Below are 16,175 nucleotides of genomic sequence, written 5' to 3'. Positions count from 1 at the left end.
GCGGCGGTGACGGCGTCAGTGACGACGCGGTCCGTCCGATCCGGGGCCTCGGATGTCATCACTGGGAGGGGAAGAGCGATGAAGAAGGCCTTGGCGTGCGCGGTCGTGACGATCGGGCTGGTGCTCGGCGGCGGGGGAGCCGCGATGGCGGGTGAGGTGAACGGCAACGGGAAAGACATCCCGGCGCCGGAGAACGCGCACTCGGCGTGCGTGTTCTCCGGACAGGACACGGTCGACTCCGTCGAGATGAATCCCCCGGGATTCGACGATGATGCACTTGCCGAGCGGGGCAACCAGAAGAACGGGTACAAGGGCATCCAGAGCTACGGCATGTTCGCGAGCGCCGGACTGAAGGACATGGTCCCGAGCCCCGGGATGGCCTGCAATCCCAACGGCGGCTTCGAGGAGTAAGCGCAGGGCGCACCGGCCCCTTCCCGGTTCGCCGGGGAGGGGCCGTGGCGTGCCGCAGCGGCTTATACCGCAGCATCCGGAACTTTTCAAGAATCCGAGTGGACACGGCGCGTCATCCGACGTATAGTTGGTCTTTGCGCTCTTGGATTCCCCCTGCCCTCATATGGTGGTCGGCTGTGCCTGCGCCCCCTCACGTTCACGTGGGGAGTGCCGCGCGGGCTTCGGGGATGAGGAGCACTCCACCTGACGACAAGGAAACGAGCCCTACGGGCCCACGGAGGTAATCCCCTTGGCTGCTGCGCGCAACGCATCCAACCCCACCACCCCCAAGAACGGACGCGGAGCATCCCGCCTCTCGTTCGCCAAGATCTCCGACACGCTGACGGTCCCCGACCTTCTCGCGCTGCAGACCGAGTCGTTCGACTGGCTCGTCGGCAACGAGGCCTGGAAGGCCCGTGTCGCCGCGGCGAAGGCCGACGGCCGCACCGACGTGCCCGAGGTCAGCGGCCTCGAGGAGATCTTCGAGGAGATCTCCCCGATCGAAGACCTGAGCGAGACGATGCAGCTCTCGTTCACCAACCCGTACCTCGAGCCCGAGAAGTACTCCATCGAGGAGTGCAAGGAGCGCGGCAAGACGTACGCGGCCCCGCTCTACGTCGAGGCCGAGTTCATGAACCACCAGACCGGTGAGATCAAGACCCAGACGGTCTTCATGGGCGACTTCCCGCTCCAGACCGACAAGGGCACGTTCATCATCAACGGCACCGAGCGCGTCGTCGTGTCGCAGCTCGTCCGTTCGCCCGGCGTCTACTTCGACAAGACCCCCGACAAGACCTCCGACAAGGACATCGTGTCGGCGCGCGTCATCCCGTCGCGCGGTGCCTGGCTCGAGTTCGAGATCGACAAGCGCGACCAGGTCGGTGTCCGCATCGACCGCAAGCGCAAGCAGTCGGTCACCGTCTTCCTGAAGGCCCTCGGCCTGACCTCGGAGGACATCCTCGCCGAGTTCGCCGGCTTCGACTCGATCGAGGAGACGCTCTCCAAGGACACGATCCTCAGCAAGGAGGACGCGCTCCGCGACATCTACCGCAAGCTCCGTCCGGGCGAGCAGGTCGCCGCCGAGGCCGCCCGCGCGCTCCTGGACAACTTCTACTTCAACCCGAAGCGCTACGACCTCGCCAAGGTCGGCCGGTACAAGATCAACCACAAGCTCGGTCTCGAGAAGCCGCTCACCGACTCGGTGCTGACGGTCGACGACATCGTCGCGACGATCAAGTACCTCGTGCGCCTGCACCGCGGCGACGTCACCTTCGACGGCGTGCGCGGCGGCAAGCCGGCCGAGATCCGCCTCGACGTCGACGACATCGACAACTTCGGCAACCGCCGCATCCGCGCGGTCGGCGAGCTCATCCAGAACCAGGTCCGCACCGGTCTGTCGCGCATGGAGCGCGTCGTCCGCGAGCGCATGACCACGCAGGACATCGAGGCGATCACGCCGCAGACCCTGATCAACGTCCGCCCCGTCGTGGCCGCGATCAAGGAGTTCTTCGGAACCTCGCAGCTGTCGCAGTTCATGGACCAGAACAACCCGCTCGCGGGTCTGACGCACAAGCGCCGCCTCTCGGCGCTCGGCCCCGGCGGTCTGTCGCGTGAGCGCGCGGGCGTCGAGGTCCGTGACGTCCACCCCTCGCACTACGGCCGCATGTGCCCGATCGAGACGCCGGAAGGCCCGAACATCGGTCTGATCGGCTCGCTCGCGTCGTTCGCCCGCATCAACGCGTTCGGCTTCATCGAGACGCCGTACCGCCGTGTCGTCGAGGGCAAGGTCACCGACCAGATCGACTACCTGACCGCGTCCGAGGAGAGCGACTACATCGTCGCGCAGGCCGGTGTCGAGCTGAAGTCCGACGGCAGCTTCGCGCAGGACCGCGTCCTCGCCCGTCGCGGCCAGGGTGGCGAGGTCGACCTGTTCCACGCCGAGGAGATCGGCTACATGGACGTCTCGCCGCGCCAGATGGTGTCGGTGGCGACCTCGCTCATCCCGTTCCTCGAGCACGACGACGCCAACCGCGCCCTCATGGGTGCGAACATGCAGCGCCAGGCCGTTCCGCTTCTCCGCTCGGAGTCGCCGGTGGTCGGCACGGGCATGGAGGGCTTCGCCGCGATCGACGCCGGTGACGTCGTCACCGCCGACAAGCCCGGCGTGGTCGTCGAGGTCTCGGCCGACGTCGTGACCGTGCAGCTGGACGAGGGCGGCACGCAGGACTACTTCCTGCGCAAGTTCGACCGGTCGAACCAGGGCACGTCGTACAACCAGCGCGTCGTGGTCTCGGCCGGCGAGCGCGTCGAGGCCGGCGAGGTCATCGCCGACGGTCCCGCGACGGAGAACGGCGAGCTCGCGCTCGGCAAGAACCTCCTCGTCGCGTTCATGACCTGGGAGGGCCACAACTTCGAGGACGCCATCATCCTCAGCCAGGACCTCGTGAAGGACGACACCCTCTCCTCGATCCACATCGAGGAGTACGAGGTCGACGCCCGCGACACGAAGCTCGGCAAGGAGGAGATCACGCGTGACCTCCCCAACGTGAGCCCCGACCTGCTGAAGGACCTCGACGAGCGCGGCATCATCCGCATCGGCGCCGAGGTGCGTCCCGGCGACATCCTCGTCGGCAAGGTCACGCCCAAGGGCGAGACCGAGCTCTCGGCCGAGGAGCGCCTGCTCCGCGCGATCTTCAACGAGAAGAGCCGCGAGGTCCGCGACACGTCGCTGAAGGTGCCCCACGGTGAGCAGGGCACGATCATCGCGGTCAAGGAGTTCAACGCCGAGGACGGCGACGACGAGCTCGGCTCGGGCGTCAACCGCCGCGTCGTGGTCTACATCGCCCAGAAGCGCAAGATCACCGAGGGCGACAAGCTCGCCGGCCGTCACGGCAACAAGGGCGTCATCGCGAAGATCCTCCCCGTCGAGGACATGCCGTTCCTCGCGGACGGCACGCCGGTCCAGGTCATCCTGAACCCGCTCGGCATCCCCGGTCGAATGAACTTCGGCCAGGTCCTCGAGCTCCACCTCGGCTGGATCGCCAAGCAGGGCTGGAAGGTCGAGGGCACCCCCGAGTGGGCCGCCCAGCTGCCGGAGCAGGCCTTCGAGGCGCCCGCGGGCACCAAGGTCGCCACGCCGGTGTTCGACGGCGCGTTCGAGGCGGAGATCGCGGGTCTGCTCGACTCGACGAACCCCACCCGCGACGGCGAGCGCCTGATCGACTCGTCCGGCAAGACGCAGCTGTTCGACGGCCGCTCCGGCGAGCCGTTCCCGGCTCCGATCTCGGTCGGCTACATGTACATCCTGAAGCTGCACCACCTCGTGGACGACAAGATCCACGCGCGCTCGACGGGCCCGTACTCGATGATCACCCAGCAGCCGCTCGGTGGTAAGGCGCAGTTCGGCGGTCAGCGCTTCGGTGAGATGGAGGTGTGGGCCCTCGAGGCCTACGGCGCCGCGTACGCGCTCCAGGAGCTCCTCACGATCAAGTCCGACGACATCCTCGGCCGCGTCAAGGTGTACGAGGCGATCGTCAAGGGCGAGAACATCCAGGAGCCCGGCATCCCCGAGTCGTTCAAGGTGCTCATGAAGGAGATGCAGTCGCTCTGCCTGAACGTCGAGGTCCTCTCGGCCGACGGCACGGCGGTCAACCTCCGCGACACCGACGACGAGGCCTTCCGTGCCGCCGAAGAGCTCGGCATCAACATCTCCAGCCGGTTCGAGTCCTCGTCCATCGACGAGATCTGAACCCGGCCAGGCAAACGCAAGATTCCGACACAGGAGAACTAGTGCTCGACGCAACAACTTTCGATGAGCTTCGCATCGGCCTGGCCACCGCCGACGACATCCGTCGTTGGTCCTACGGCGAGGTCAAGAAGCCCGAGACCATCAACTACCGCACGCTCAAGCCCGAGAAGGACGGCCTCTTCGGCGAGCAGATCTTCGGCCCCTCCCGCGACTGGGAGTGCGCCTGCGGCAAGTACAAGCGCGTCCGCTTCAAGGGCATCGTGTGCGAGCGCTGCGGCGTGGAGGTCACCAAGTCCTCCGTCCGCCGTGAGCGCATGGGCCACATCGAGCTCGCCGCGCCCGTCACCCACATCTGGTACTTCAAGGGCGTGCCCTCGCGCCTCGGGTACCTGCTCGACATGGCGCCGAAGGACCTCGAGAAGGTCATCTACTTCGCCGCCTACATGGTGATCTCCGTCGACGAGGAGGCGCGTCACCGCGACCTCTCGACGCAGGAGAACAACATCCGCCTCGAGCTGAAGACGCTCGCCGACCGCCGCGACGCGCGTGTGGCCGCTCGCCTCCAGAAGCTGGAGGAGGAGCTCGCCGCGCTCGAGGAGGAGGGTGCCAAGGCCGACCAGAAGAAGAAGGTCAAGGACGCCGCCGAGAAGGAGATGGCCTCCATCCGCAAGAACGCGGACGACCAGGTCACCCGCCTCGAGAAGGTGTGGGAGGACTTCCGCAACCTCGAGGTCGGCCAGCTCAAGGGCGAGGACGAGATCTTCCACGAGCTGCAGGACCGCTTCGGTCAGTACTTCGAGGCCCACATGGGTGCGGAGTCGATCAAGCGCCGCCTGGAGTCGTTCGACCTGCAGGCCGAGGCCGACAGCCTCCACCTGCAGATCTCGGAGGGCAAGGGCCAGCGCAAGATCCGCGCGATCAAGCGGCTCAAGGTCGTCAACTCGTTCCTCGCGACGGGCATGAGCCCGGCCTCGATGGTGCTCGACGTCGTCCCGGTGATCCCGCCGGAGCTGCGCCCGATGGTGCAGCTGGACGGTGGCCGCTTCGCGACCTCCGACCTGAACGACCTCTACCGTCGTGTGATCAACCGCAACAACCGCCTCCGTCGCCTGATCGACCTCGGTGCCCCCGAGATCATCGTCAACAACGAGAAGCGCATGCTGCAGGAGGCCGTCGACGCGCTGTTCGACAACGGCCGCCGCGGTCGCCCCGTGACGGGCACCGGCAACCGTGCGCTGAAGTCGCTGTCCGACATGCTCAAGGGCAAGCAGGGCCGCTTCCGTCAGAACCTGCTCGGAAAGCGCGTGGACTACTCGGGCCGTTCGGTCATCATCGTCGGCCCGCAGCTCAAGCTCCACCAGTGCGGTCTGCCCAAGCAGATGGCGCTCGAGCTGTTCAAGCCGTTCGTGATCAAGCGCCTGATCGACCTCGGTCACTCGCAGAACATCAAGGCGGCCAAGCGCGCCGTCGAGCGCACGCGTCCCGAGGTGTGGGACGTGCTCGAGGAGATCATCCGCGAGCGCCCCGTGCTGCTCAACCGCGCGCCCACGCTGCACCGTCTCGGCATCCAGGCCTTCGAGCCGCAGCTCGTCGAGGGCAAGGCCATCCAGCTGCACCCGCTCGTCTGCGCCGCCTTCAACGCGGACTTCGACGGCGACCAGATGGCCGTGCACCTGCCGCTGTCGGTGGAGGCCCAGGCCGAGGCCCGCATCCTGATGCTCGCCTCGAACAACATCCTGAAGCCGTCGGACGGCCGTCCGGTCACCCTGCCCTCGCAGGACATGATCATCGGTCTGCACCACCTGACCACGGTCATCGAGGGTGCCGCCGGTGAGGGCCGTGTGTTCGGCTCGGTCGGCGAGGCGATCCTGGCCAAGGACGAGGGCACCCTCGACCTGCAGGCGAAGGTCCGCATCCGCATCCCGGGTCTGACCTTCCTCGAGGGCGAGGCGCCCGAGGGCTACGAGCGCCACGGTCTCGTGGACGCGTCGCTCGGCCAGGCGATCTTCAACGACACGCTTCCCAAGGGCTACCCGTTCGTGCGCGAGCAGGCCGACAAGGGCAAGCTGTCGCAGATCGTGAACAAGCTCGCCGAGGAGTACCCGAAGGTGGAGGTCGCGGCTTCGCTCGACCGCATCAAGGACGCCGGCTTCTACTGGGCCACCCGTTCGGGTGTCACGGTGGCGCTCAGCGACATCCTCACGCCGCCGAACAAGGGCGAGATCGTCGCGGGCTACGAGAAGCAGGCCGCGAAGGTCCAGGGCCAGTTCGAGAAGGGTCTCACCACCGACGCCGAGCGTCGTCAGGAGCTCATCAAGATCTGGACCGAGGCGACCGACGAGGTCCAGAAGGCGATGCGCGACCACTTCCCGGCCGACAACACCATCAACCGCATGGTCTCGTCGGGCGCCCGTGGTAACTGGCTGCAGATCCGCAACATCGCCGGTATGCGTGGCCTCGTGAACAACCCGAAGGGTGAGATCATCCCGCGCCCGATCATCTCCTCGTACCGCGAGGGTCTGTCGGTGGCGGAGTACTTCATCGCGACGCACGGTGCCCGTAAGGGTCTGGCCGACACGGCCCTCCGTACGGCCGACTCGGGCTACCTGACGCGCCGCCTCGTCGACGTCTCGCAGGACGTCATCATCCGCGAGGAGGACTGCGGCACGTCGAAGGGCCTGGAGTTCACCATCGCCGCCCCCGGCGCCGACGGTGTGCTGGTGCGCGACGCGAACGTCGAGAACTCGGTGTTCGCCCGCACGCTCGCCGCCGACGCGGTGAACCCGCAGGGCGAGGTCGTCGCCTCGGCCGGTGAGGACGTCGGCGACGTGCTCATCGACAAGCTCGTCGAGGCGGGCGTGGAGACGATCAAGGTCCGCTCGGTGCTCACCTGCGACTCGGCGGTCGGCGTCTGCGCGAAGTGCTACGGCCGATCGCTGGCCACCGGCAAGATCGTCGACATCGGCGAGGCCGTCGGCATCATCGCGGCCCAGTCGATCGGTGAGCCCGGCACGCAGCTGACGATGCGTACCTTCCACACCGGTGGTTCGGCGTCGGCCGACGACATCACGCAGGGTCTTCCCCGCGTGCAGGAGCTGTTCGAGGCCCGCACCCCCAAGGGTGCGTCGCCGATCGCAGAGTCCGACGGCCGCATCACGATCGACGAGACCGAGAAGTCGAAGAAGGTCATCCTCACGCCCGACAACGGCGACGAGCCGCACGTCTACCCGGTCCTGAAGCGCGCGACGCTCCTGGTCGAGGACGGTCAGCACGTCACGGTCGGTCAGCCTCTCCAGGTCGGCACGCTCGACCCCAAGGAGGTCATGCGCGTGCAGGGTGCCCGCGAGGTGCAGAAGTACCTCGTCAACGGCGTCCAGGGCGTGTACCGCTCGCAGGGTGTGCCGATCCACGACAAGCACATCGAGGTCATCGTCCGTCAGATGCTGCGGAAGGTCACCGTGGTCGACCACGGCGACACCACGCTGCTGCCGGGTGAGCTGGTCGACTTCAAGAAGTACCAGAACATCAACCGCGAGGCGGTCGGCGAGGGCAAGCGCCCCGCGTCGGGTCGTCCCGAGCTGATGGGTATCACGAAGGCGTCGCTCGCGACGGAGTCGTGGCTCTCGGCGGCGTCGTTCCAGGAGACCACCCGCGTGCTCACGCAGGCGGCCATGGAGGGCAAGAGCGACCCGCTCGTCGGCCTCAAGGAGAACGTCATCATCGGAAAGCTCATCCCCGCCGGAACCGGACTTGCGAAGTACCGCAACGTCTCGGTCGAGGCGACGGAGGAGGCGAAGAGCGAGCGGTACCCCAACCGCATCTTCGCCTCGGACGGCGCGTACACCGACGCCGACCTGAGCTACGTCGACTTCGACAGCTTCTCCACGGACGGCTTCACGACCGACTACAACTGAGTTCCGGGTCTTCCCAGACCCTGAGCACACGAACGAAGGGCCCCGGCTGTGCCGGGGCCCTTCGCCGTTGCGGCGGCACGGATGCCGCGTCGCTCAGTACTGCGTCGGCGAGGTGGTGGGTGTGGTGCCGAGGCCGGTCGTGTCCGTCGTGTCGGTGCCGCCCGAGACGTTCTCCTTGACGTTGCCCTTCACCCGGCCGGCCGTGGCCTGCGCCTCGTCCTTGACCGTCTCAGCCGACGAGACGGCCGACTCCTTGACCTGGTCGACGGCCTCCTTGGCGGGCTCCTTGAGGTTGCCGGCCACCTCCTGCGCGGCATCCTTCGCCTTGTCCACGGCCTTGTCGACGAGCGGCTGCGCCTGATCGCGCAGCTGGGTGCTCCACCGCTTCTCGGCGTCGGTCGTGGGGATGAGACTCGCCACGAGGAACCCGACGCCCGCAGCGAGGAGGCCGACCACGAGCGGGGTGCCCTGGGTCTGCTGCCGGGCCTTGTTCGGCAGGTCCTTCACGGCGTCGCCTGCCGCGCCGAGCTTGTCGCCGCCGGCATGACCGGCCGATGACGCCGAGTCGCCGACATCGTCGGCGGCGCCCATCACGCGGCCCTTCACGTCGCCGAGCACCTGACGCACGCGGGTCTTCTGGCGCTCCATGATCTTCGGGGGCGAGACCTTGTCGGCGAGGGCGTCCACGTCCCGCCCGAGCTCGTCGCGCGTCGCCTCGATGTCAGCGCGGATCTGATCGGGGTTGCTCATTATCGGTTCTCCTGATTCCTCTTGAGCGCTTCGGGGATCTCCTTGACGGTCTCGACCGTCTGAGGCGCTCCTTGCACGGACTTGAGCCGGCTCCGCCCGATGGCGAACAGGATGCCGGCGATGATGGCCCAGATGACGGCCACGATGACGGCCGACCAGCCGAGGCTGTCGAGCAGGTCGCCGAGGCCCCACCACAGGGCGATGCTGAGGAACAGCACGGCCATCGAGCCGGCGTATCCCGCTCCACCCAAGAGACCCGCGCCCTTGCCGGCGCGCTTGGCGGACTCGCTCAGCTCCGCCTTGGCCAGCTCGAGCTCTTTGCGCATCAGCTCCGACAGGTCGCGCGAGACTTCGCCGACGAGTTCGCCCAGGGAGGTCTCGGCCGCCTTCTGCTGAGACGGGGTGGGCATGTCGGTCATCGTCGTTCCTCTCCGCCCGTCGTCCACTCGTCAGCGGTGGTGCCGGCCGGGGGCGTCCAGGCGTCGCCGGTCCCGGGCTGCGCGCCCGCGGTCAGCGGGTCACCGGCGAGCGCGTCGCCGATGGGCGTCTCGCCCTCGTAGACGTCGGTGCCGACGCCCGCACCCGCGGCCGCGCCGCCGGCGTAGGCGCCCGTCGTGCCGGTGTAGCCGTCGGTCGTGCCGGTGTAGCCCGCGCCGGAGCCCTGGGTCAGCATCGGGGTGCGGCCGGTCGATCCGGATGTCTTGTTGTCGCGCGCATCCGACACGAGTGCCCGCGTCACGCGCCCCGCGAGGATGCCCACCCCGACCGCGATGGTCAGGAAGGCTCCCGTGTGACGGCGCGCGAAGTTGCGCACCTCGTAGATGACGTCCTCGGGTTCGCGCTGCTCGAGCCAGTCCGCGACGCGGCGCGTCTGCTCGCCCACCGCGCGCACGGCGCTGGTCGCGGCTCCCCCCGAACCGGTGGCGGTGCCGTCGGCGAGCCCCGAGAGTTCGTCGCTGGTGCTCCGCAGGGCATCAGCGGCACGCCGCTGCTGGGTCGACGCCTGGTCCGTCAGCTGCGTCCGCGTCTCGTGAAGGAACCCCTTCGCGGCGTCCTTCGCGTCGTGCGCGACGTCCTTGACCTCTTCGCCGGCGACGCCTGCGACGTGCTTCGCGCCCGCGTTCACCTCGGCGACCGAATCGGCCGCGCGCTCCTTCATGTCGCCGGAGCCCGTGCTCTGGCCCGAACCCGTGCTCTGGGTCGCATACGGATCGGTGTCGTAAGTCGACATGCTCCTCCTCCATCTCACGTGCGGCGTCGGGCCGGCCATGTGCCTGCCCTAGGGGGACCGCCGTGGGAAATACCGTCTGTCACGAGACCTGTTTTCGAGAGGGGGTCGCAGTCGGAGCGACTGCGGAGTATCCTGCACGCCCGTCGCGCGCGCGAGACAAGGGTGTGCCCGTGTGGGCTCGGACCCTGCGCGCCGCGTTCCTGCCGTCGTGCTCCCGGCTTACCGTGGAGGCGGAGGTGGGGGCCCATGGCACGCATCGGCGGTCGCAACCGATGGATCGCCGTGCCCGCCGCACTGCTCTGCGCCGCGGTCGTGGGGTCGCTCGTGTGGCTCTCGCTGCCCATGGTGCCCGTGACGATCGCTTGGGTGGGCGACACGCTCCGCAAGGCCACCGCACCGCAGCCGGAGGCCACCCCCGCCGAGACCCCGGCGCGGATCGCGGCGGACGGCGGCGCGGTCGACTGCCGCACGATCTATGGGGACGACCTCTGGAACGAGCTGCTGTGGCGGCCCGGGTCGCTGCTGAACCAGACGATGGCGCCGCCCCCGACGGCGGCGACGGCGTTCGCCGATGCGGCCACACCGGAGGTGGTGGTGACGTGCGCGTGGCGGTTCGACGCGGGCGGCATCGTCACGACGCTCTCCAAGGTCGACGCCGCGGCCGCTTCTGTGGCCGCGGCAGCGCTCGGCGGCGAGGGCTTCTCCTGCGAGGAGTCCCCGACCGCGACGGTGTGCTCGCGCACCCGCGACGGCGTCCGCGAGGAGCACACCGTACGCGACGGGCTGTGGCTCTCGAGCGTCGAGACCCGCTGGCACCCGGAGGACTACGGCGCGCGGCTCGAACACGAGGTGTGGGGCTGAGGTGTCCGGTGAGGCGGTCGGCCGCCTTCGGCGCCTTCAGCCGGCCTGCGGCGCTCCGCTGGCCTGCGGCGGTCAGCCGAAGATGCCGGCGACCAGCGCGGCGGTGTAGCCGCTCGGGGCCAGGTTCGAGTACCGCGTGTCGATGAGGATGTCGTCGCGCCAGAACAGCGTGCGCCCGTCGGTCACGGGGTACGTCTCGTTCGGCCAGCTCTTCTCGCACCGCGTGCCGCCGTCGGGCGTGTAGCAGGTGTAGCCCTCGTCGGCGACGAGCTTGTTGAGCATGTCGAGCGCGGGTCCTCTCGAGGCGTAGGCGATCGTGGTGACGAGCCCGGTCGTGTCGGCGGCCGGATCCCGCCAGATGCACACCAGGCTGCCGTCCGGCTGCGGCCCCGAGGCGCCGAGAGCCGGGTCGTTGAGCGGCACGCCCTCCAGCTGCGCGAGCACATCGGCGGTGAGGATCGCCCGGCAGTCGTCGGGGATCTCGGCCCTCGCCGTCGGCGACGCGGTCGGCGTCGGGGTGCCCGACGCCGCGCTCGAAGGGGTGGGCGTGAAGGTGAACCCGGAATCGGGGGTCGCGTCGTCGGGAGCGCACGCCGTCAGGGCGGCGATCGCGATGAGGACGGATGCCGCCGCCGCGGCGAGCCGCGTCGCTCGTGGTGCCATGGTGCCCACGGTAGCGCCCAGCCCGCCGCGCGTGCCGTCCGCCCCGCGCGCTGTGGAATCGTGGAGCGGACGGCGACTGCGCCGCGCCCGGCACGCCTCCGTCGGATGCAGGAGGCTGAGGGCTACTCTGCCTCTGCGGGGACTGGCCCTGCGTGAGGAGTGCCTGCGATGAGTGACCCCAAGTCGTCCTACGGCGAACCCGTCGAAGAGCCCGCCGGCGTCGACGACGTCGTCGGTCGTGCGAACGAAGGCCTCGCCGATGCGGAGGCCGCCCGCCGCGACCCCGCGACTCCCACCTCCGAGACCCCCGACGACACCGGCTCCGACGTGCCGGACGACAGGGTGACCCGTTCCGAGGCCGACGCCACCGTCGAGGAGCCGCGGTCCGCCCACGCCGCCGCGACCGACGCAGACGTCGCCGCCACCGACACTCCCGCCGACACTCCCGCGGCCACTCCTGCCGACGAGCCCGACCCGTGGGATTCGCCGGAGGCGGCATCCCTCGACTACTCGACGCCCGCCGCGTCCACCACGGCCGCACCGACGACCGTCGCCGACGACTCCCCGACGGTGGTCGTCCCGCCCGTCGTGACGCCGAGCGAGCCCGTCGAGCCGGCGGTCGCGGCCGCCGCCGCCCCGCAGCCGATCTTCGTGCAGGCGCCCGAGGCGCCGCGCCCCCGCGGCAACCGCGCCGCCGCGGGAGCCATCGGCCTCCTCGCCGCCCTCGCGTTCGCTGTGCTCTACCTCGCGGTGTGGCTCGGCGTCGACGCGATCGAGGGCGAGGTGACCGGCGAGAACATCGGCACCGCCGCGCTGACCGCCCTCGGGACGTGGTCGCTCTGGGTGCCCGTCGTGGTGTTCTTCGTCGCGTTCTGGCTGCTCGGCGCCATCATCAACCGCGGACGCTGGGGCGCGTGGGTGATCCTCGGCATCCTGGTGGGCATCGCCGCATACGGCGGTCACATCCTCGGTGCGCTCTTCCAGGCGCCGTTCTGGGAGCTCACCGCCAGCGAGGGCGGCGACCTCGCCGAAGCGGAGCTGCTCACGCCGCTGGCCATCGCCGCGTTCGTCATCGGCCGCGAGCTCACGATCTGGTTCGGCGCGTGGGCGGCGGCGCGGGCGAAGCGCGTCACCGAGCTGAACGTCGAGGCGCAGCGCGAGTACGAGCGCACGCTCGAGGCGGGTCCCCAGCTCGTCCGCGCCTGAGGCCGACGCACAGGCCGGCGCCGCGGGGTCGAGCCCGTGCCGCGGAAGAGCGGCACGGCACGGTCGTCGCGGCGCGGACGTAGGCTGGCGGCATGGCCGGTGAGGGTGGGGCTGGAGTGCCGCAAGGTCCGGTGCGACCCGTCATCGCGCTCACCTTCGCGACGACAGGGTTCGCCGCGCTCACCATCTTCGGGCTCGGCATGACGAGCCTCGTCACCGGCGAAGACGTCATCGCGACCCCCGGCCTTGGGCAGATCCCGGGCATCGTGGGCGTCGTGTGCGCGCTGCTGGCGTTCGCGGGCGGGCTGTGGGCGGCGATCGGCCGGAAGCCGGGGGGAGCGGATGCCGCGACCCGCGGCGGCGCCACGGCCGAGGCCACGGCGGCCGGCGCTGCGCGGGCGGGCGCCGGAGCCTCCTTCGACGCCGGGGCGCGGCATCCGTCGTACTGGGGTGCCGCGTGGACGACGGCCGCGAGCTTCCTCGCCTACATCGGCGGGGTGTGGTTCGGCGCCGTGTTCACCGGCGCGAGCCTCGGCGTCGCGACGTCGGTCGCGGGGCGGCTCGCGACCTCGTGGTTCGGCTTCGCCGTCGCCGCGGCGGCGTTCGTCTGCGCGTGGGCGGGCATCGCGCTGGTGCGCACGCGCGCCCATCGGCCGCGCTGGCCGTGGGAGGACGAGTTCGACGAATGACGCCGGCTCCCGCGCCGGAAACCGCGGGAATCCGGGCGCGACGGGATGCCGCGTACTAGCGTGGGGCGGGTGGAGCGGTCGCTCGAGACCCAGGTCAGCCAGGCGGTGGACGCCTGGCTCGCGTGGCTGCCGCGCTGGGAGCCCGCCACGCACCGTGGCCGCACCGCCCCCTGCCGGCGGTGCTTCGGGTCGCCGGTGCTGTCGGCGGCGGGCCTCGGAGCAGACGTGCCGCACGGCGTGCAGCACGGGCTCTCGACCCGGATCAAGACGATCGTCGACCGTTCGGTGGCCGAGTACACGGCGCTGAACCTGCCGATGCTGCAGGCCGAGCTCGACCAGCAGGCCGCGCGCAACCGCGCCCGCAGCTATCGGCCGGGCGAGGGACTCGACCCGGAGTTCGAGGGACTGCCGATGGACCCGGATCCGCTCCCTGGCCAGCCCTTCCTCTTCACCATCGCAGGCCTCGCCGAGCAGGCCGACGCCGACGTGCCGGCCCTGCCGCCCCTGACCGACGAGGCGAAGGCGGCGCTGCGGCAGGAGGTCGGCCTCGCCGACGACTACGCGAACATGGTGGGCCGGGAGGTGTGCACGATCCTGCTGCACCATCGCCTCCGCATCCAGGCGGCCGTGACCGAGTTCGTCGAGCCGCAGATCGAAGCCATGCTCGCCGATCTCACGAAGTCCCTCGACGCCCCCTTCGACCCTCACGACCCCGGCGAGGCGCCCCGCCTGGACTGACCCAGGGCGGCCCGCCCCTGACCTGACCCCGCCCGGCCCGCTGTTGACTCCTCCGTGCGGCGCCGGCCACCCACCTGCCATCTCGGTGCCGAAAACCTGGCCGGCCACGTGGACACGCCGATGGCGGATGCCGCGACCCGGCGTGTCCGGTGACGGACCAGGTTTTCGGGCACGACATCTCGGTGGTCGGCGCTTCTCGATCCGGGCGACATTTCCCCTGATACCTGCTCTCTCCCGTGCCGAAAACCTGGCCGGTCATGTGGACACGCCGGTGGCGGATGCCCCGGCCCGGCGTGTCGGGCGACAGACCAGGTCTTCGGCACCGAGCCCAGCGCGGCCGTCGGGTCCTCCACAGCCGCCGCGCGGCGCGGCTTGTCCACATTTCCGCCCCTGCAGGGCCGGCGCGCGGACGGGCGCTGGAAACTCGGGACCATGTCCGTGGACCGCATCGTGGAGCTAGTGCGCCGACGTGGGGGCGTCGCTCGGACGAGCGAACTGAAAAGCGACGGCGCTTCGCGCGCAGACCTCCGGTCATCCGTGCGCGAAAACCGAGTCCTTCGTCCACGCCGTGGCATCTACGCGTTGCCGGGGACGCCGCCCGGAGTGCTGGAGGCGCTGAGCCACTGCGGTGCGGCGGCTTGCATCACAGCTGGACGCGAGTTCGGCCTCTGGATCCTCGATCTCGGTATCGGCGCGGATGCCGACGCTGAGAGCGATGACCGGCGCCAGGCTCACACATGGGTGCATCCGGCGAACAGGCCGACGCGGGTCGCGGTCGATCCGCATCCGGATGCAACCACCTGCTGCGTGTTCCACCGCGACCTTCCCGTCGGCCCGCCCAGCCTGACGCGAGTGGGCATCGTTCACTGCCTCGTCCAGATCCTCGGATGTCGTGGCGAGGAAGTGTTCTTCGCAGCACTGGAGTCCGCGCTTCGCCAGCGACTGCTGTCCCCGGCGGATCGCGAGCAGCTGAGCCGGAGCGTGCCCCGCCGCTATCGGTGGCTCGTGGCTTTCGCGCGCGACGACGCGGACAGTGGCCTGGAGTCCCTCCTGCGCCTACGCCTGCATCGGCACGGCATCTCGCTCGCCGCACAGGTCGCGATCCCCGGCGTCGGCGTCGTCGACTTCGTCATCGGCGACTGCCTGATCATCGAGGCCGATGGCGGCACGCACGAAGGACCGTCCCGCCACCGCGACCGCGTGCGTGACGCGCAGGCCATGGCCCTCGGCTTCATGACGCTTCGCTTCGACTACGCCATGATCGTCCACGACTGGCCGCTCGTCGAGGAAGCGGTGCTCGCCGCTCTCGCCCGGAACCTCCACCGGAGTCCCGCCGGCCTCACGTGGTGATGCTCGGCAATGGGCTGCTCCCGGGGCGCGGGCGGCGGCATCTGTCACCAGTCTCTGCGGTGCCGAAAACCTGGCCGGTCACGAGGACACGCCGGTGACGGATGCCGCGGCCCCGCGTGTCCGGTGACGGACCAGGTTTCGGGCACAGGGGTGGGCCCTTGAGGCAGGAACCCCCGCGGGCCCGCACGTGGTGATGGTCGGACTTCGGTTGGCCGTGCCGGGCCGGGTGGCGGCATCCGTCACCAGTCTCTGCGGTGCCGAAAACCTGGCCGGTCACGAGGACGCGCCGGTGACGGATGCCGCGGCCCCGCGTGTCCGGTGACGGACCAGGTTTTCGGGCACTTTCGTGAGCCCGTGAGGCGAGTAGACCCGCGGGCCTCGCGTGGTGATGCTCGGGCTTCGGCTGCTCCCGGTGCGCCGGGTGGCGGCATCCGTCACCCTCCTCCGCGGTGCCGAAAACCTGGCAGGTCACGAGGACACGCCGGTGACGGATGCCGCGGCCCCGCGTGTCCGGTGACGGACCAGGTTTTCGGGCGCACGAGAGGGGCCGACAGAACGCCGGTTTCCACAGCCGG

Annotated in this window: 12 protein-coding genes; 8 read left to right on the top strand and 4 right to left on the bottom strand. The window is 69.8% G+C overall.

The features are described 5' to 3' along the window. Window positions 1–78: 78 nt before the first annotated feature. From IM767_RS00090 to rpoC, 3 genes are all read left to right on the top strand, one after another. A complete protein-coding gene (locus tag IM767_RS00090; protein WP_109210508.1) occupies window positions 79–411 on the top strand; it encodes a hypothetical protein in 333 nt (110 codons plus the stop codon). Window positions 412–700: 289 nt separating this feature from the next. Continuing rightward, window positions 701–4,198 (top strand): DNA-directed RNA polymerase subunit beta, encoded by a 3,498-nt coding sequence (gene rpoB / locus IM767_RS00085; RefSeq protein ID WP_109210507.1) that lies wholly within the window; start codon window positions 701–703, stop codon window positions 4,196–4,198. Window positions 4,199–4,239: 41 nt separating this feature from the next. After that, the gene (gene rpoC, locus IM767_RS00080) at window positions 4,240–8,112 is read left to right on the top strand and encodes a DNA-directed RNA polymerase subunit beta' (RefSeq protein ID WP_109210506.1); all 3,873 of its coding nucleotides are present in this window, start codon (window positions 4,240–4,242) and stop codon (window positions 8,110–8,112) included. 93 nt (window positions 8,113–8,205) lie between these two features. Here rpoC and IM767_RS00075 read toward each other — a convergent pair whose 3' ends face one another. From IM767_RS00075 to IM767_RS00065, 3 genes are read right to left on the bottom strand one after another with little or no spacing between them, the layout of a single operon-like run. Then, window positions 8,206–8,862: a DUF3618 domain-containing protein gene (locus IM767_RS00075; protein ID WP_109210505.1), complete on the bottom strand. Its 657-nt coding sequence runs from the start codon at window positions 8,860–8,862 to the stop codon at window positions 8,206–8,208. After that, window positions 8,862–9,281 carry a phage holin family protein gene (locus tag IM767_RS00070; RefSeq protein WP_109210504.1) on the bottom strand — a complete coding sequence of 140 codons (420 nt, stop codon included), beginning with the start codon at window positions 9,279–9,281 and terminating at the stop codon, window positions 8,862–8,864. Before IM767_RS00070 ends, IM767_RS00075 begins: the two co-directional genes overlap by 1 nt. Then, complete coding sequence (locus IM767_RS00065) at window positions 9,278–10,093, bottom strand: hypothetical protein (RefSeq protein ID WP_109210503.1); 816 nt, start codon at window positions 10,091–10,093, stop codon at window positions 9,278–9,280. The genes IM767_RS00070 and IM767_RS00065 overlap by 4 nt, the downstream gene beginning before the upstream one ends. Before the next feature lie 246 nt (window positions 10,094–10,339). Between IM767_RS00065 and IM767_RS00060 the strand changes: the two genes are divergently transcribed. Beyond that, complete coding sequence (locus IM767_RS00060; RefSeq protein ID WP_109210502.1) at window positions 10,340–10,954, top strand: hypothetical protein; 615 nt, start codon at window positions 10,340–10,342, stop codon at window positions 10,952–10,954. 72 nt (window positions 10,955–11,026) lie between these two features. On the opposite strand, the gene IM767_RS00055 is transcribed toward IM767_RS00060, so the two are convergent. Then, window positions 11,027–11,617 (bottom strand): hypothetical protein, encoded by a 591-nt coding sequence (locus tag IM767_RS00055; protein WP_109210501.1) that lies wholly within the window; start codon window positions 11,615–11,617, stop codon window positions 11,027–11,029. A gap of 168 nt (window positions 11,618–11,785) precedes the next feature. Between IM767_RS00055 and IM767_RS00050 the strand changes: the two genes are divergently transcribed. The 4 genes from IM767_RS00050 (at window position 11,786) to IM767_RS00035 (ending at window position 15,600) form a co-directional block, all read left to right on the top strand. Continuing rightward, window positions 11,786–12,823, top strand: a complete 1,038-nt coding sequence (locus IM767_RS00050; protein ID WP_109210500.1) for an ABC transporter — start codon at window positions 11,786–11,788, stop codon at window positions 12,821–12,823. Window positions 12,824–12,915: 92 nt separating this feature from the next. Beyond that, the gene (locus tag IM767_RS00045) at window positions 12,916–13,512 is read left to right on the top strand and encodes a hypothetical protein (protein ID WP_198425571.1); all 597 of its coding nucleotides are present in this window, start codon (window positions 12,916–12,918) and stop codon (window positions 13,510–13,512) included. Window positions 13,513–13,581: 69 nt separating this feature from the next. After that, the gene (locus IM767_RS00040) at window positions 13,582–14,250 is read left to right on the top strand and encodes a spermidine/putrescine ABC transporter substrate-binding protein (RefSeq protein ID WP_109210499.1); all 669 of its coding nucleotides are present in this window, start codon (window positions 13,582–13,584) and stop codon (window positions 14,248–14,250) included. 438 nt (window positions 14,251–14,688) lie between these two features. Further along, the gene (locus IM767_RS00035) at window positions 14,689–15,600 is read left to right on the top strand and encodes a type IV toxin-antitoxin system AbiEi family antitoxin domain-containing protein (protein ID WP_339327375.1); all 912 of its coding nucleotides are present in this window, start codon (window positions 14,689–14,691) and stop codon (window positions 15,598–15,600) included. Window positions 15,601–16,175: the final 575 nt, after the last annotated feature.

This window comes from Microbacterium ureisolvens (assembly GCF_015278315.1).
GTDB classification, from domain to species: domain Bacteria; phylum Actinomycetota; class Actinomycetes; order Actinomycetales; family Microbacteriaceae; genus Microbacterium; species Microbacterium ureisolvens.
Note: the sequence above shows the minus strand (reverse complement) of the source record. Positions and strands in the feature narration are given on the sequence as shown.

Excerpts from the sequence above, each read along its gene's own strand:
- IM767_RS00090 (WP_109210508.1), top strand. The coding sequence starts at position 79 with ATGAAGAAGGCCTTGGCGTGCGCGGTCGTGACGATCGGGCTGGTGCTC.
- IM767_RS00075 (WP_109210505.1), bottom strand. The coding sequence starts at position 8,862 with ATGAGCAACCCCGATCAGATCCGCGCTGACATCGAGGCGACGCGCGAC.
- IM767_RS00070 (WP_109210504.1), bottom strand. The coding sequence starts at position 9,281 with ATGACCGACATGCCCACCCCGTCTCAGCAGAAGGCGGCCGAGACCTCC.
- IM767_RS00065 (WP_109210503.1), bottom strand. The coding sequence starts at position 10,093 with ATGTCGACTTACGACACCGATCCGTATGCGACCCAGAGCACGGGTTCG.
- IM767_RS00060 (WP_109210502.1), top strand. The coding sequence starts at position 10,340 with ATGGCACGCATCGGCGGTCGCAACCGATGGATCGCCGTGCCCGCCGCA.
- IM767_RS00055 (WP_109210501.1), bottom strand. The coding sequence starts at position 11,617 with ATGGCACCACGAGCGACGCGGCTCGCCGCGGCGGCGGCATCCGTCCTC.
- IM767_RS00050 (WP_109210500.1), top strand. The coding sequence starts at position 11,786 with ATGAGTGACCCCAAGTCGTCCTACGGCGAACCCGTCGAAGAGCCCGCC.
- IM767_RS00045 (WP_198425571.1), top strand. The coding sequence starts at position 12,916 with ATGGCCGGTGAGGGTGGGGCTGGAGTGCCGCAAGGTCCGGTGCGACCC.